The organism is Streptomyces fodineus, from assembly GCF_001735805.1.
In the GTDB taxonomy this organism is placed as follows: Bacteria; Actinomycetota; Actinomycetes; order Streptomycetales; family Streptomycetaceae; genus Streptomyces; species Streptomyces fodineus.
Genome location: NZ_CP017248.1, coordinates 4,103,101 through 4,118,898, shown reverse-complemented (window position 1 = coordinate 4,118,898; position 15,798 = coordinate 4,103,101). Strand labels below are relative to the sequence as shown.

Sequence of the window (15,798 nt, the reverse complement as noted above, 5' to 3'; positions counted from 1 at the left end):
GCATCGCTTCGGCTGGGTGTCGGCCGAGGAGACCGGCGCTCGTCCTGTCGGCTGGTCAGCGCTGTGGCACCGGTTCAGCCGGGTGTGGCTGAGGATGCCGGGGCTCTTCCGGCGGGCCGGTCGGCGCTGTGGCGTCGCCTCGGTGCCCCTGCGGGCGCCGGGGCTTTGACGGCTGGTGGTCGGCGGCATCGTCTCCTCGGATGTGGCTGAAGGGGCCGGCGCCTTCCCGGCAGAGGGGTCAGCACAGTGGCACCGCCTCGCCCGTGCCCTCCGGCCAGGCCGTGAGCGGGGTGAAGCCGCGGTGGCCGCACTCGCCGAAGACCGTGACCGGGGCACCGCCGGACAGGGCGACCAGTCGCCACAGGCCGGGGCGGGAGCGGGCCGCCCGGGTCAGGGGGAGGGCGGAGTCCGTGTCGGCATCGGCCAGTTGCCACAGGTCGCCGTCCGGCACCGGTATCACCCGGTCCAGGGTCACCGGGACCGACTCCAGCCAGGGGTCGTCACACAGCGCGTTGCCGTACCGGGCCGCCGCCTCGGCCGTGGTCGTGCCCGGGGGGCGGAACGCGGCCGGAGCGGGCGGGGCGAACCGCTCGCCCAGAGCGGACCGGGACTGGCCGGCGCCCGGATAGGCGGACAGCTCCGCATCCAGGACCAGGCCGGTCGGCAGGGACAACTCCGGAGCCCGGCCGGCCGCGCCGTAGGACAGCAGCAGCCGCGTGTGGCCCGATGCCGCGCCGTACAGCCATATCCGGCGGGTCGTCAGTTTCGGATCCACCGTGTCGTACTGGGCGAGGACCAGCCAGCGGTCGCGGACCGGAGCACCGTCGGCCGCGGCGGGCAGGCCCAGCCGGGAGCGGACCGTGGCCGCGAGGGAGTCCGGCAGCCGGTCGCGGCGCAGCCAGCCCTGGTCGAGCAGGTGCAGCAGCGCGCACTCCTCCAGCAGCCGGGCCGGCCAGCCCGCGCCGGACGCCGGAATCGCCCCCAACTCCCTCACCCGCGCGGCGAGTCCGGGCGCCTGCGCGTCGACCATGCGGGCCGCCGTCTCGTCCCACAGTCCGTACCCCGCCTGTTCGGCCGCGGCCAGGCCGCCGCGCAGCAGGTCCGCGAGGCGCTGCTCCAGCTCCGTCGCGCCTGCGGTGACCCGTTCGGCCCGGCGTTCGGCGCGCCGCCGCGCCGCCTCCGGATCGGCGGACCCGGACCCCGGACTCCCCTCGTCCCGGGGCTGCTTGTTCTCGGCCCGCTGGCGTCTGCCCGCGAGCCACTGCTCGGCCCAGTCAGGCGGCTCGGCGGACGCAGGCACCGCACCGTCGCCGCCCGCCCACAGCAGGAGCAGCCCGAGCGCGTGCTTGCACGGGAACTTACGGCTCGGGCAACTGCACGTGTACGCCGGTCCGGACGTGTCCGCGAGGTCGACCACCGTCTGATACGGCCTGCTGCCGGTGCCCTTGCACAGCCCCCACACCGTCCCCTCCCCACTCCCCGCCTCGGACCACGGACCGGCCGTGCCGAGCTTGCCTCCCGCTCTGCGTGACGCGACGTCAGGCGCCAGTGACAGCACCTGTTCCGCGGTCCAGCGCACCCCCTGCTCAGTCATGCCTCCGACGGTAGGTCCCGCCACTGACAATCGACCCGGAGCGGGCGTTTGTGCAGGCCAGAGCGATTGTCAGTGGCGTGGTGCACGGTGGATGCCAGATCCGAACCGGCCGAGCTGGAGGGGGCCTCAGCCATGTCTGCCATGCCTGCCACATCCGCGTCCGTGCGACCGACGACCGCCCAACCGAGCAACAGCGAGAGCGCGCAGGCGCTCCGACCGCACGCCGAGCACACCTTCGCCGCCGAACTCACCGCACTCGCCGCACAGGACGACCGCCCGCGCCCGGCCCGCTGGAAGCTGTCGCCGTGGGCGGTGGCGACGTATCTGCTCGGCGGCACCCTGCCGGACGGCACGGTGATCACACCCAAGTACGTGGGCCCGCGCCGGATCATCGAGGTCGCCGTCACCACACTCGCCACCGACCGCGCCCTGCTCCTGCTCGGCGTGCCCGGCACCGCCAAGACCTGGGTGTCGGAGCACCTGGCGGCGGCGGTCAGCGGCGACTCCACCCTGCTGGTGCAGGGCACCGCCGGCACCCCGGAGGAGGCGATCCGGTACGGCTGGAACTACGCGCAGCTGCTCGCGCACGGCCCGAGCCGCGACGCCCTCGTGCCCAGCCCCGTCATGCGCGCCATGGCCGAGGGCATGACGGCCCGCGTGGAAGAGCTGACCCGAATCCCGGCCGATGTCCAGGACACGCTGATCACGATCCTGTCCGAGAAGACCCTGCCCGTCCCCGAGCTGGGTCAGGAGGTCCAGGCGGTCCGCGGGTTCAATCTCATCGCCACCGCCAACGACCGGGACAGAGGGGTCAACGAGCTGTCCAGCGCGCTGCGTCGCCGCTTCAACACCGTGGTGCTGCCGCTGCCGGAGAGCGCCGACGCCGAGGTCGACATCGTCACCCGCCGGGTCGAGCAGATCGGCCGCTCCCTCGACCTGCCGGCCGCGCCCGACGGCATCGAGGAGATCCGCCGGGTCGTGACCGTCTTCCGCGAGCTGCGCGACGGCATCACCGCCGACGGCCGCACGAAGCTGAAGTCGCCCAGCGGCACGCTGTCCACGGCCGAGGCGATCTCCGTCGTCACCAACGGTCTGGCGCTGTCCACGCACTTCGGCGACGGCGTGCTGCGCCCGGGCGATGTCGCCGCCGGCATCCTCGGCGCGGTCGTGCGCGACCCGGCGGCCGACCGGGTCGTCTGGCAGGAATATCTGGAGACCGTCGTCCGCGAGCGCGAGGGCTGGACGGACTTCTACCGCGCGTGCCGGGAGGTCGGCGCATGACCGACGACACCCGCTGGCCCAAGGCCTATGATTCCGGGCCGCTTCTGCTGGGCGTGCGGCACCACGGTCCCGGCTCCGCCCGCGCGGTGCGCACGGCCCTGAACGCCGCCCGGCCCGCCGCTGTCCTGATCGAGGGCCCGCCCGAGGCCGACGCACTGATCCCGCTGGCCGCCGACCCGGATCTCCGGCCCCCGGTCGCCCTGCTCGCCCATGCCGTGGACGAGCCAGGCCGTTCGGCGTTCTGGCCGTTCGCCGGGTTCAGCCCCGAATGGGTGGCGATCCGCTGGGCCCTGGAGCACGACGTCCCGGCCCACTTCATCGACCTGCCGGCCGCGCACACGCTCGCCTGGGAGGAGGAAGAGAAGGATGCAGAGAACGAAAAGGGGGAGGAGAAGGAGAAGGAGAAGGAGGCGGAATCCCGGGAGCAGGTTCGCGTCGACCCGCTCGCCGTCCTCGCCGAGACCGCCGGATACGACGATCCCGAGCGTTGGTGGGAGGACGTCGTCGAGCACCGGGGGCCGGGGGAGCGGGACCCGTTCGCGCCGTTCGCCGCCCTGGAGGAGGCCATGGGCGCACTCCGCGAGCGGTACGGCGACGGTGGGCACGCCCGGGACCTCGTCCGCGAGGCGCACATGCGGCTCCGGCTGCGCGCGGCACGCAAGGAGTTCGGGGACGAGCTGGCCGTGGTCTGCGGGGCCTGGCATGTGCCCGCGCTGCGCGAGAAGACCACCGTCACCGCCGACCGATCCCTGCTGAAGGGGCTGCCCAGGGTCAAGACCGACCTGACCTGGGTGCCCTGGACCCACCGCAGGCTGGCCCGGTCCAGCGGGTACGGCGCGGGCATCGACTCGCCGGGCTGGTACGGCCATCTGTTCCACGCCCCCGACCGGCCGGTCGAGCGATGGCTGACCAGGGTGGCGCGGCTGCTGCGCGAGGAGGACCGGATCGTGTCCTCCGCCCACGTCATCGAGGCCGTCCGGCTCGCCGAGACCCTGGCGGCGCTGCGCGGCCGTCCGCTGCCCGGACTGAGCGAGACCACCGACGCCGTGCGCGCGGTGATGGGCGACGGCTCGGACGTGCCACTGGCGCTGGTGCACGACCGGCTGGTGGTCGGGGACGTCCTCGGCGAGGTCCCGGAGTCGGCGCCGGCGGTGCCGCTCCAGCGGGACCTGGCCCGGCAGCAGCGTTCGCTGCGGCTCAAGCCGGAGGCGCTGGAGCGCGAACTGGAGCTGGACCTGCGGGGCGACACCGACGCCGGCCGCAGCAGGCTGCTGCACCGGCTGCGGCTGCTCGGCGTCGGCTGGGGCGAGCCCGCGCGGTCGCGGGGGAGCACGGGCACGTTCCGGGAGACCTGGCGGCTGCGGTGGGAGCCGGAGCTGTCGGTGCGGGTCGCCGAGGCGGGCGTGTGGGGGACGACCGTGCCGGCCGCGGCACGGGCCAAGGCCGAGGCGGACGCGACGGCCGCGCGCACCCTCGCCGACGTCACCGCGCTCGCCGAGCAGTGCCTGCTGGCCGGTCTGCCGGACGCCCTGCCGGTCGTCATGCGGGTGCTCACCGACCGGGCCGCGCTCGACGCGGACGTCGGCCATCTCGCCCAGGCCCTGCCCGCCCTGGTCCGCTCCCTGCGCTACGGCGATGTGCGCGGCACCGACACCGGCGCGCTGGCCGGCGTCGCCGCGGGCCTCGCCGAACGCGTCTTCGTCGGACTGCCCCCGGCGTGCGCGGCACTCGACACGGACGCGGCGGAGGAGATGCGCGGGCATGTGGACGCCGTGCATACGGCGGTGGGGTTGCTGGCGGAGACGTCGGCCGGGGCGGCTGCGGCTGCCGGTGCGGGCACGGGTGTTGCCGGCCAGGGCGGTGCGGATGCCGATGCCGGAGCTGGTGCTGGTGCTGGTGCTGGTGCCACCGGCCCCGGCCGGGACGCAGGCGGCGGAGAGCGTGCCGGTGCCGCGGTGAGTGCCGGCGCGGGTGGCCGTGCCGGCACCGGTGCCGGACAAGGCGATCTGCGTGACCGCTGGCGGGCCGTGCTGCGGACCTTGTCCGTGCGTGACAGCGTGCCCGGCGTGCTTCGGGGGCGGGCGGTGCGATTGCTGCTGGACGACGGTGAGTTGGGGGCCGAGGAGGCGGCGCGGCTGATGGGGCTGGCGCTGTCGCCCGGTACGCCGCCCTCCGACGCGGCCGCCTGGATCGAGGGCTTCGTCGGCGGCGGAGGCGGACTGCTGCTGGTGCACGACGAGCGGCTGCTCGGCCTGGTGGACGGCTGGCTGACGGGGGTGACGGCGGAGGCGTTCACGGACGTACTGCCGCTGCTGCGCCGCACGTTCGCGGCGTATGAGCCGGGGGTGCGCAGAACGCTCGGCGAACTGGTCCGGCGCGGACCGGCAGACCGCGCGGCCGGCCGGACCGCCCACGGAGTCGTGCCCCCCGGCTTCGCGACCGAGCCGGACACCGACCGCGCCGACGCCGTGCTGCCGGTACTGCGCCTCCTGCTCGGACTGGAGGACCAGGCCGACCGGGACCAGGCCGACTGCGCCTCGGTCCACAGGGGCCCCGCCGGGCGTCAGACGGTCGTCCGGCAGAAGCCTGAGCCAAGGGCGGCCGTGACGGGGTCGGCCATGGCAGGGCCGGTCGACTGTGTCCTGGTCGAGAGTGACCCGATCGGGCGCCGGGCGTTCGCGCTGCAGGAGCCTGTGCCAGGGCCGGCCGAGGGGGGAGCGGCCGAGGCGGGGCTGGCCGGGGCGGGGAGGGCCGACCGGGACCAGGCCGAGTGTGCCTCGGTCCACAGGGGCCTCGCCGGGCGTCAGGCGTCCGCGTGGCAGAAGCCGGAGTCAGGGGCGACCGAGCGCGACCCAGCCTGGAGTGGTCCGGTCGGCGTGGGGACGGTCGAGTCGGCCGCGGTCTGCGGCGACCCAACGGACGACAACAGCCTTGCGGGGGTGGGGACATGGTGACCGAGTCGGTGATGATGGGCGCCGGGGATCCGGTGCGGGAGCGGTTGCGGCGCTGGCGGCTGGTGCTCGGTGGTGAACAGGCCGACGGCACCGGGTGTGCGCTGTCCGGTCGGGACGCGGCGATGGACGGCACGCTCGCCGCGGTCTACGGCAAGGGGGACAAGCCGCAGGCGGGGCGGGACCGTTCGGCGGGGCTCGGTGCCTCGGCGCCGTCGGTGGCGCGCTGGCTCGGCGACATCCGCACATACTTCCCGTCCTCCGTCGTGCAGGTCATGCAGCGCGACGCCATCGAACGGCTCGGCCTCGCCGCACTGCTGCTGGAGCCGGAGATGCTGGAAGCGGTGGAGGCGGACGTGCATCTGGTCGGCACACTGCTCTCGCTGAACAAGGCGATGCCCGAGACGACGAAGGAGACGGCACGCGCGGTCGTGCGCAAGGTCGTCGAGGATCTGGAGAAGCGGCTGGCGAACCGTACCCGGGCCACCCTCACCGGCGCCCTCGACCGCAGCGCGCGGATCAGCCGCCCGCGCCACCACGACATCGACTGGAACCGCACCATCGCGGCCAACCTCAAGCACTACCTGCCCGAGTACCGCACGGTGGTACCGGAACGGCTCATCGGCTACGGGCGGGCAGCGCAGTCCGTGAAGAAGGAGGTCGTCCTCTGCATCGACCAGTCCGGTTCCATGGCCGCCTCCGTGGTCTACGCGTCAGTGTTCGGCGCGGTCCTCGCCTCCATGCGGTCGATCAGCACCCGGCTGGTCGTCTTCGACACCGCGGTGGTCGACCTCACCGACCAGCTGGACGACCCGGTCGACGTCCTCTTCGGCACCCGGCTCGGCGGCGGCACGGACATCAACCGGGCGCTCGCCTACGGCCAGTCCCAGATCACCCGGCCCGCCGAGACCGTGGTCGTGCTGATCAGCGACCTCTACGAGGGCGGCATACGCGACGAGATGCTCAAGCGGGTCGCGGCGATGAAGGCGGCCGGGGTGCAGTTCGTGGCACTGCTCGCGCTGTCGGACGAGGGCGCTCCCGCCTACGACCGGGAGCATGCGGCGGCGCTCGCCGCGCTCGGCGCACCGGCCTTCGCCTGTACGCCCGATCTGTTCCCCGAGGTCATGGCCGCGGCACTGGAGAAGAGGCCGCTGCCGATACCCGACACCGTGTGACGCCGGACACGAAAGAGGAAGGAAAAAGAGGAAGGAAAAAGAGGAAGGAAGAGGAGGACGGAAGAGGAGGAAGGAAGAGGAGGGAAAAGGGATATGGCTACCCATTGGTAACAGGGGGGTTGCGCGGTCTCGGGCGGGCCGTGCGAGGATCGGCGGAGCCCGTGTCCTGCCGAACGAACCGAGGATGTTCAGCTCCTTGACCTTCCCAGCAGCCCTCCTTGGTCCCACCGTGCGCGTGCTGCGCACGGCGGCCGGGCGGCGTGCGCTCCAACTGGTGCTGCTGGTGGGCGGACTGTTCGCGCTGGGCTTCCTCTGCGGCGAACAGGCGCACGCGGCCGACGGAACCCCGGTGCCGGCGAAGGTGACTTCGGCGCGGCCCGGTGGGACGGCGGCGCATGAGGCCCCGGTCCCGGCGGTCCGCACGGTCACCGAGCGGTTCGCCGCCCCCGCGCACATGCTCGGCACACGGGCCGTGAATGGCTCCTCGCCGAGGGCCGTCACCGCCGGGCAGGAGCTCGGCGCACGGGCTGTCACCCCCGTGCAGGAGATCGGCGCGGCACGGGCCGTCACCCCCCTACGAGACACGGTGACCGCGGTGTCCCGGGTCCTGGAGGCCGCGACCGCCCAAGGCGTCGACAAGCCCAAGACCTCGGCACCCGCCCTGCCCCTGCCCGGCCTGCCCCAAGTCCCGGACGTATCCGCACCCCTGCCGCCGGAGCCGAAGTCCGCGGCGCCCCAGCCGCAGGGGCACGGCGGTACGGCGACGCCCGCCCCGGCGGAGCAGAAGGAGCGGCAGCGGCACGTCCGCGCCCACGCCCAGGACCGTGGGACGGCCGTTGGCGCACCGGCGCCGAACGCGGCGTACGGCCCGGAGTTCACCCCCGTGCCGCAGCTCATGGCACGCATCTTCGCGGACCGCGGCGCCCTCGGTGTGGGTGTCCCCGGTCGGCCCGCGCCCGCCGGAGACCCGGACGGTGTGCTGGGCAAGCAGGCCGCCGACGGCAGTGCGTCCCGCCACGGTGACGCGTACGCCGTCACCCTCGACGGCCGGGCGCCGCTGAGGCTCGCTCCCGGCGCCACCGCGCGCGTCGACGTGCCCGGCACCCGGGAACGGCACCGGGACATCCCCGTCTTCCCCGGCTAGGCAGCAGGGCCGACCTCCCCGCTACGGACCTGCCGCGCGGGGGCGGAACAGGTCTGCCCGCCCGTCCGGACCCTCCAGCGATCAGCGCCGTCGAGCGCTGTCAGCCGCCGAAGCGTTCATTGCGATCGGCGTTCATCGCGACCGGCGTTCACCGCGATCGATGTTCGGCGCGATCGGTGTTCAGCGGTCTCCGGACGGAAACCCCAGCTGATTCCGACTGATTCAGTCGATTCCGGCCGTTTCCTGCCATTTTCAAAGGACTTGACGCACGTAATGAACAAGAACATCCGTCGTTCGATCGTGATAGCCGCCGGGGTCACCGGCGCGTGGGCGCTCGGCTCGACCGTCGCCAGTGCCGATGAGCTGTCGGCCACCTCCGTCTCCGTACCGGACGCGGGCGCCGAGACCGGTGGCGCCACCGACACCGTCGCCGGGACGGTCGACGGCGTCCTCACCGGCGTCCACGACACCGTCTCCGGCGTCCAGAACACCGTCCGCAACACCGTCGCGGACACCGCCTCCGGCCTGACCGGCACGGCCACCGCGGCCACCCCGGGCGCCTCCTCCACCTCGCTCACCTCGACGGCGTCCACCGCCACCGGCACCGCCGACCAGGCCCGCCGCTACGTCGAGGCCAAGGTCCCGGCCGCCGCGAAGATCCGGGGCGCGGAGGCCGTCAGGGGTGCTCAGGCGGCCCGCAAGACGCAGACGCATGCCCAGGTCGGCGTCCAGGCCGACGGCACGCACGTCACCGCCCACGCCACCGACGCGGCGGCGCACGCAGCCTCGGCCGCCTCGGCCGTCCCGACCGCCTCCCGGGCCATCCCGCACGGCACCGCGCAGGACGAGATCGACTACCTCTTCGGTCCGCTCTCCTCCTTCGCCCCCGAGGTCGAGGAGGTCCTGGCCGCCGCCCAGACCAAGCTCCAGGCCACGCAGGCGGCGGCCCGTCTGAAGGTGCGGGGTGTCGAGGGCGTCGTACGGACGACGGCGCAGCAGACCGTCGCGGGCGCGCAGGGGCGGACCGTCGGTGCCGCGGACGGCGCACGCGGTACGGCCGCCGGGGCGACCGGTGTGGCCGAGGCCTCCGTCGCGGGTGTGCCCGCGCATGTCACCGGTGCGGCCACGGGCGCCGAGCAGCGGGTCGTCGGCACGGTCCGGGCCGTGCCCGGCATGGTCACGCCGGTCGTGGCGGAGACGACCGCCGCCGTGGTCCCGCCGGTGGCCTCCGCGGCGGTGAACGGCGTGGTGCCGGTGGCCGGCCAGGCGGTGACGGGCGTACCGGGCACGGCCGGGCACGCGGTGACGGGCGGGTACGGGACCGTTCAGCACGCCGGCTCCGCCGTGCACGGGGTTGCCGGGGTCGCGGTCTCCGGGACGCCGGGCGTCGCCGAGGGTGCCGTGTCCGGCGTCTACGGGAGCGCCGAGGCCGCCGTGTCGGGGGTGTACGGAACCGTCGCGGCCACCACCCCCGGTGTCTACGGGACGGCAGGTGCCGCCGCGTCCGGTGCGTACGGGACCGCCCAGGGCGCCGTGTCCGGGGTGCACGGGGTCGCCACGGGTGCCGTGAGCGACGTACGGCCGATGGCCGCGGGCGCGACGGCGTACGCCGGCGGGCTGGTCGGACAGGTCTCGTACGACGCCACGGACGCCGTGCTGCCGCCGGTGGCCTCCGGCGCGGTGCACGGGGTCGTGCCGGTCGCCGGGCAGGCCGTGGCGGACACGGGCGCCCTCGGCCACGGCGTGGCCGCTGACGTCCGGCCCTTCGCGGACGGTGCCGTCGGCGCCGTACCGTCGCTCGCGCACGGTGTGACCACGCGCACCGGAGCCTTCGCCCAGGGCGTGACCGCCCAGGTGCCGCTCTTCGCGGCCGGGGTCACGGGCGCGACCGCACCGCTCACGGACACGGCCACCGGCACGGCCGCACGGACCGCGGACACCGCCACCGGAGCCGTGCACCACGTGGCCGGTACCGCCACCGGAGCCGTGCACCACGTGGCCGGTACCGTCACGGGGACCGTTTCGCCCCTGGCCGACGGCGTAGGCGGGAGCACGGCCGGACTGGCGCACGGCGTCGGGGGCCAGGCCGGGCCCTTCGCGGCCGGAGTCGCCGAAGCGGCCGCGCCGGTCGCCCAGCAGGCCGGGAGCTTCGCGTACGACCTCGAGGGCACCGTCCGCCACAGCGGCGGTCCGCTCGCCGGGCACGCCGTCGGCGGGGCCGGAGGCTACGCCCGTACGGCCGTACCGGCGTATCACCAGTACCAGCAGTACTCACAGGACCAGCAGGACCAGCAGTACCAGCAGCACTTCCAGGGAGCCCAGCACGGCGTGCCGGGCATCCGGTAGGGGGATACCAGGGCCGAGTGCCCCGAACCGCTCCGCGGGGCGTCCGGACCCGGACGGCCGAATGCCGTCGGTTCTTCCGGGGCGGGCGTCCCGCGGCACGGGCGGGTGGTCCCCATTGGGGTGGGGATCAACCGCCCCGGCCCCGGCACCGCCGGGGCCGCCCCAGAGGCCTCACCGGGTCAACCCCAGCCCGGTGAGGCCTCGCACATCCCCCGAAGCCGCCGATCCGCCGTGATCCTTCGGCACGCCGTGCCAGGGAATCCGGCATCATGTGACAGGTATCACCGCTCAGGTGTGACCCTCGATTTAGGGCGCCCCCGCAAGCGGCGATAACCTGCGAGACGGACATGCCGCGCGCTCGGACACCGTGTGCGCCTCCCTTGTGACAAGCGGACGTCACGTTGCCCTTCGCGGCACGCCCACGCATCCAACGAACCGCGAGATCACTGATAGGGACGGAAGCGCGTGGACCTGTTCGAGTACCAGGCGAGGGACCTCTTCGCCAAGCACGATGTACCGGTGCTGGCCGGTGAAGTCATCGACACGCCTGAGGCGGCGCGCGAGATCACCGAGCGTCTGGGCGGCAAGTCCGTCGTCAAGGCGCAGGTGAAGGTCGGTGGTCGCGGCAAGGCCGGTGGCGTGAAGCTGGCCGCCTCCGCGGACGAGGCCGTCGCCCGCGCGACGGACATCCTCGGCATGGACATCAAGGGCCACACGGTCCACAAGGTCATGATCGCCGAGACCGCTCCGGAGATCGTCGAGGAGTACTACGTCTCCTTCCTCCTCGACCGTGCCAACCGCACCTTCCTCTCCATCGCCTCCGTCGAGGGCGGCATGGAGATCGAGGAGGTGGCGGCCACCCGTCCGGAGGCCGTCGCCAAGACGCCGATCGACCCGATCGACGGTGTGGACGAGGCCAAGGCCCGCGAGATCGTCGCGGCCGCCAAGTTCCCGGCCGAGGTCGCGGACAAGGTGGCGAACGTCCTCGTCAAGCTGTGGGACACCTTCATCAAGTCGGACGCCCTCCTCGTCGAGGTCAACCCGCTCGCGAAGGTCGCCTCCGGTGACGTGATCGCCCTCGACGGCAAGGTGTCGCTCGACGAGAACGCCGAGTTCCGCCACCCCGAGTACGAGGAGCTCCACGACAAGGACGCGGCCAACCCGCTCGAGGCCGCCGCCAAGGAGAAGAACCTCAACTACGTCAAGCTCGACGGTGAGGTCGGCATCATCGGCAACGGCGCCGGTCTCGTCATGAGCACCCTGGACGTCGTCGCGTACGCCGGTGAGAAGCACGGTGGCGTCAAGCCCGCCAACTTCCTGGACATCGGCGGTGGCGCCTCCGCCCAGGTCATGGCGAACGGCCTGGAGATCATCCTGGGCGACCCGGACGTCAAGTCCGTCTTCGTGAACGTCTTCGGTGGCATCACCGCCTGCGACGAGGTCGCCAACGGCATCGTGCAGGCCCTGAAGCTCCTGGAGGACCGCGGCGAGAACGTCTCCAAGCCGCTGGTCGTCCGCCTCGACGGCAACAACGCCGAGCTGGGCCGACAGATCCTCACCGACGCCAACCACCCGCTGGTGCAGCGCGTCGACACCATGGACGGCGCGGCCGACAAGGCCGCCGAGCTGGCCGCCGCCAAGTAAGCACTCAGGACGAGGACACCAACACACCATGGCTATCTGGCTCAACAAGGACAGCAAGGTCATCGTCCAGGGCATGACCGGCGCCACCGGCATGAAGCACACCAAGCTCATGCTCGGCGACGGCACCAACGTCGTGGGCGGCGTGAACCCGCGCAAGGCGGGCACCACCGTGGAGTTCGACGGCACCGAGGTACCGGTCTTCGGCACCGTCGAGGAGGCCGTCAAGGCCACCGGCGCCAACGTCTCCGTCATCTTCGTGCCGGAGAAGTTCACCAAGGACGCGGTCGTCGAGGCCATCGACGCCGAGATCCCGCTTGCCGTCGTCATCACCGAGGGCATCGCCGTGCACGACACGGCGTCCTTCTGGGCGTACGCCGGCAAGAAGGGCAACAAGACCCGCATCATCGGCCCGAACTGCCCCGGCATCATCACCCCGGGTCAGTCGAACGTCGGCATCATCCCGGGCGACATCACCAAGCCGGGCCGCATCGGCCTGGTGTCGAAGTCCGGCACGCTGACGTACCAGATGATGTACGAGCTGCGTGACATCGGCTTCTCGACGGCCGTCGGCATCGGTGGCGACCCGATCATCGGTTCCACCCACATCGACGCCCTGGCCGCGTTCCAGGACGACCCGGAGACCGAGCTCATCGTGATGATCGGTGAGATCGGTGGCGACGCCGAGGAGCGTGCGGCCGCGTTCATCAAGGAGAACGTGACCAAGCCGGTCGTCGGTTACGTCGCGGGCTTCACCGCGCCCGAGGGCAAGACCATGGGCCACGCCGGCGCCATCGTCTCCGGCTCCTCCGGCACGGCGCAGGCCAAGAAGGAGGCCCTGGAGGCCGCGGGCGTCAAGGTCGGCAAGACCCCGACCGAGACGGCGAAGCTGGCCCGCGAGATTCTGGGCGGCTGAGCTTCACAGCTGAGCGTTGATGGGCCCGTTCCCCGGTGGGGGCGGGCCCATCGGCGTCTTCGCCGGCCACGAGCGTGTTCACCGCGCGTCCGGTGTCAGCCGCTCGGGCCCCCGCGCGGCAGCGCCCCGCAACTTCGCCCGCAACGCCTGCTGCTTCTGCGACAGCGGCCCCATCACCCCCACCGGCGGAACCCCCTGCACCGCCTGAGCCGGAGCGATCGGTGCCTCGTAGTGCGACGGTGCCGTCCGCAGGGTGAGGGTCGTCGCGCCGATGATCGTCACCGTGAACGCGATCGCCGCCCGCGTCCAGAGCACGTTCCGCCGTTCGCTCTCGCGCCGCACCGGCTGCGGCTCGGTCGCGCGCAGGGGCTCCGCCGAGGCCAGCACCAGCAGCCGGCGGTGCAGCTCGGCGGGGTCGGCCAGTTCCGGCAGATGTGCGGCCAGCGCCTCGCGGGCGTGGGTCAGCCGGTGTGCGGCGGCCGGAGTGCTGGCCTCCGTCTCCGCCGCCGTCTCCGGCAGGTCGAGGCCCACACCGTCGTACAGGACGATCGTGCGCCGGTACGACGGCGGCAGCTTCAGCAGGGCGTGCAGCAGCGCCCGGTCGGCCGGGGCGGCCGGCGGCGGCTCCGGGTGCCGGTAGCGGGGCCGGAAGCGGTGCCAGGGCGAGAGCGCCCAGTCGTACGCCACCGCCCGCACCCAGCCGCCCGGATCCCGGTCCCGGGCCACCTCGGGCCAGCGCTGCCAGGCCGTCTGGAACGCCCGCTCCACGGCCTCGCGGGCCAGTTCCCGGCGCCCGGTGAGCAGATACGTCTGCCGTACGAGGGCCGGGGCACAGAACGCGTACAGCGCGTCGAAGGCCTGAGCCGGCGTCAGCGGGCCGGCCGCGTTCTGCGTTGTCACCGTACGCCCTTCCGTGCGAAAAAGAACATAAACATATATTGGGCGACACATCGGAGGTTCGCCTGTTACGACGGGAAGGCGCGTGGCATTGGGAGCATGGCGTGCGTGAACCTGATGACCGCTCACCGAACCTCGTTGGCACCCCTGCTGACGCGGATGCGGGACCGCGAGCCCGGACTGGCCGCCAGCTTCCTGGGCGGCGCCGTCGCCGCCGGGCTCGGCTTCGCCTCGTTCGCCGCGCTGCTGATGGTGCTGTGGGTCAGCTCGCCGTACCCCGACAACGGTCCGGGCGGCGCGCTGCACGTCGCCGCCGCACTGTGGCTGCTGGCGCACGGCGTCGAACTGGTCCGCACCGACACGCTCTCCGGCGCGCCCATGCCTGTGGGGGTGACGCCGTTGCTGCTGCTGGCGTTGCCCGTGTGGCGGGTGTACCGGGCGGCCAGGGACGCGGTGGACGCGCCCGCCGACGCCGACGGCCCGCCGCCCGTACCCGCGCGGACGGTGTGGACCGGGGTCGTCCTCGGCTACCTCGGCGTCGGCGGCGGGGTCGCACTGTACTGCTCGGGCGGCGAACTGCGGCCCGAGTGGATCTGGGTGACGGTGTGTCTGCCGCTGGTCGCGGCGGGCGCGGCGGCGGCCGGGGTGTGGTCGGCGTACGGCCATCCGCGCGAGCCGGTGCTGAGTGTGCTGGTGGTGCTGCCGGGCCCGGTGCGGCGGCTGATGTTCGGCGAGGACGCACGCGCCCGGGTGGGTACGGCCGTACGGGCCACCGGTGCGGCGATGGCGGTGCTCTTCGGTGGCGGGGCGCTGCTGCTCGGGGTGTCGCTGGTGTGGCACGGCGGGGTGGCGCGGGCGTCCTTCCTGCAGCTGACCGAGGGGTGGACGGGCCGGTTCGCGGTGCTGCTGCTGGGCATCTCGCTGATCCCCAACGCGGCGGTGTGGGCCGCGTCGTACGCCCTCGGCCCCGGTTTCTTCCTCGGCGCCGGGCATGTGGTGCACCCGTTCGTCTCCGATCCGGCGCCGCTGCTGCCGCCGTTCCCGCTGCTGGCGGCGGTGCCCGACGCGGGCGCCGGGACGCCGCTGAACTCGGCGTCGGGGCTGGTGCCGGTGGCGGCGGGGGTGACGGCGGGGTGGTTCGTGGCGCGGGGTGCCGTGCGGTGGCCGGCGCCGGATGCGCCGGCGCCGGTCCGCTGGTCGGCCGTCCGTACCGCCGGGGTCATGCTCCTGACGGCCACCCTCTGCGCGGCGGCCTTCGCCCTGCTCGCCGACCTGGCGGGGGGCCCGCTCGGCGTGTCCGCGCTGGCCCGCTTCGGCCCGGTGTGGTGGCAGGCCGGGGGAGCGGCGGGGGCGTGGACGGCGGCGTTCGGGATGCCGGTGGCGCTGATCGCACGAGCGTGGCGGCTGTGGGGCCGGCGCAGGCGGGGCGGCGAGATCCCGACGCAGGCAGCGGGGGCCGGGGGGAACTCCGGGAGCGGGAAGGAGCAGGGGGAGACGAGGGGGAAGGAGACGGCCGAGGGCAAGGACCCGGGGCAGGACAGGGAGCCGGGCAGGAGCAAGGGCAAGGCCCCGGCTCAGCCGGAGCAGCCCGTGCCCGGCACGGCCGGCACCGCCGAGGAGGAGCTGTACGACGTCCTCCCGGCCGAGGACCCGTTCGCCCCGGACTGGCACGACGACCTGGCCCGCGCTTCCCGCTGGGCGGCCCTACGGGATGCTGCCGCCCCACCCGACCTGCCCGCCCCCAGCGGGACGCCCCCCGCCGAGTCCCACCCGGACCCGGCCGCCCCGCCGCCCGTCACCCCGGAACCGGAACCCCCTGACGCGCCCCGCTGACCCCGCCCGGGACCGGGCGG

General features: G+C 73.7%; 10 protein-coding genes. 8 read left to right on the top strand and 2 right to left on the bottom strand.

Going from position 1 to position 15,798, the window contains the following annotated elements; translation table 11 throughout:
* Positions 1 to 238: 238 nt before the first annotated feature.
* Positions 239 to 1,594 carry an SWIM zinc finger family protein gene (locus BFF78_RS16990; RefSeq protein ID WP_069779145.1) on the bottom strand — a complete coding sequence of 452 codons (1,356 nt, stop codon included), beginning with the start codon at positions 1,592 to 1,594 and terminating at the stop codon, positions 239 to 241.
* Positions 1,595 to 1,735: 141 nt separating this feature from the next.
* Here BFF78_RS16990 and BFF78_RS16985 point away from each other — a divergent pair, with 141 nt between their 5' ends.
* The 7 genes from BFF78_RS16985 to sucD all read left to right on the top strand — a co-directional run bounded on the left by BFF78_RS16985 (position 1,736) and on the right by sucD (position 13,048).
* The gene (locus BFF78_RS16985; protein WP_069779144.1) at positions 1,736 to 2,875 is read left to right on the top strand and encodes an ATP-binding protein; all 1,140 of its coding nucleotides are present in this window, start codon (positions 1,736 to 1,738) and stop codon (positions 2,873 to 2,875) included.
* A complete protein-coding gene (locus tag BFF78_RS16980; protein WP_227025861.1) occupies positions 2,872 to 5,829 on the top strand; it encodes a DUF5682 family protein in 2,958 nt (985 codons plus the stop codon). The genes BFF78_RS16985 and BFF78_RS16980 overlap by 4 nt, the downstream gene beginning before the upstream one ends.
* The gene (locus BFF78_RS16975; RefSeq protein ID WP_227025860.1) at positions 5,823 to 7,001 is read left to right on the top strand and encodes a VWA domain-containing protein; all 1,179 of its coding nucleotides are present in this window, start codon (positions 5,823 to 5,825) and stop codon (positions 6,999 to 7,001) included. Before BFF78_RS16980 ends, BFF78_RS16975 begins: the two co-directional genes overlap by 7 nt.
* Positions 7,002 to 7,197: 196 nt before the next feature.
* Positions 7,198 to 8,145 (top strand): hypothetical protein, encoded by a 948-nt coding sequence (locus BFF78_RS16970; protein ID WP_159033017.1) that lies wholly within the window; start codon positions 7,198 to 7,200, stop codon positions 8,143 to 8,145.
* A 273-nt stretch (positions 8,146 to 8,418) separates the two neighbouring features.
* A complete protein-coding gene (locus BFF78_RS47400) occupies positions 8,419 to 10,491 on the top strand; it encodes a hypothetical protein (protein WP_069779142.1) in 2,073 nt (690 codons plus the stop codon).
* Positions 10,492 to 10,956: 465 nt separating this feature from the next.
* Entirely contained in the window at positions 10,957 to 12,135 is a 1,179-nt protein-coding gene (gene sucC / locus BFF78_RS16960) for an ADP-forming succinate--CoA ligase subunit beta (RefSeq protein WP_069779141.1), read from the top strand.
* Positions 12,136 to 12,163: 28 nt separating this feature from the next.
* Positions 12,164 to 13,048, top strand: a complete 885-nt coding sequence (gene sucD, locus BFF78_RS16955) for a succinate--CoA ligase subunit alpha (RefSeq protein ID WP_069779140.1) — start codon at positions 12,164 to 12,166, stop codon at positions 13,046 to 13,048.
* A 78-nt stretch (positions 13,049 to 13,126) separates the two neighbouring features.
* On the opposite strand, the gene BFF78_RS16950 is transcribed toward sucD, so the two are convergent.
* Entirely contained in the window at positions 13,127 to 13,999 is an 873-nt protein-coding gene (locus BFF78_RS16950) for an RNA polymerase sigma factor (protein WP_099054885.1), read from the bottom strand.
* A gap of 45 nt (positions 14,000 to 14,044) precedes the next feature.
* Between BFF78_RS16950 and BFF78_RS16945 the strand changes: the two genes are divergently transcribed.
* Positions 14,045 to 15,778 (top strand): cell division protein PerM, encoded by a 1,734-nt coding sequence (locus BFF78_RS16945; RefSeq protein ID WP_472573255.1) that lies wholly within the window; start codon positions 14,045 to 14,047, stop codon positions 15,776 to 15,778.
* The last annotated feature ends 20 nt before the right edge of the window (positions 15,779 to 15,798 follow it).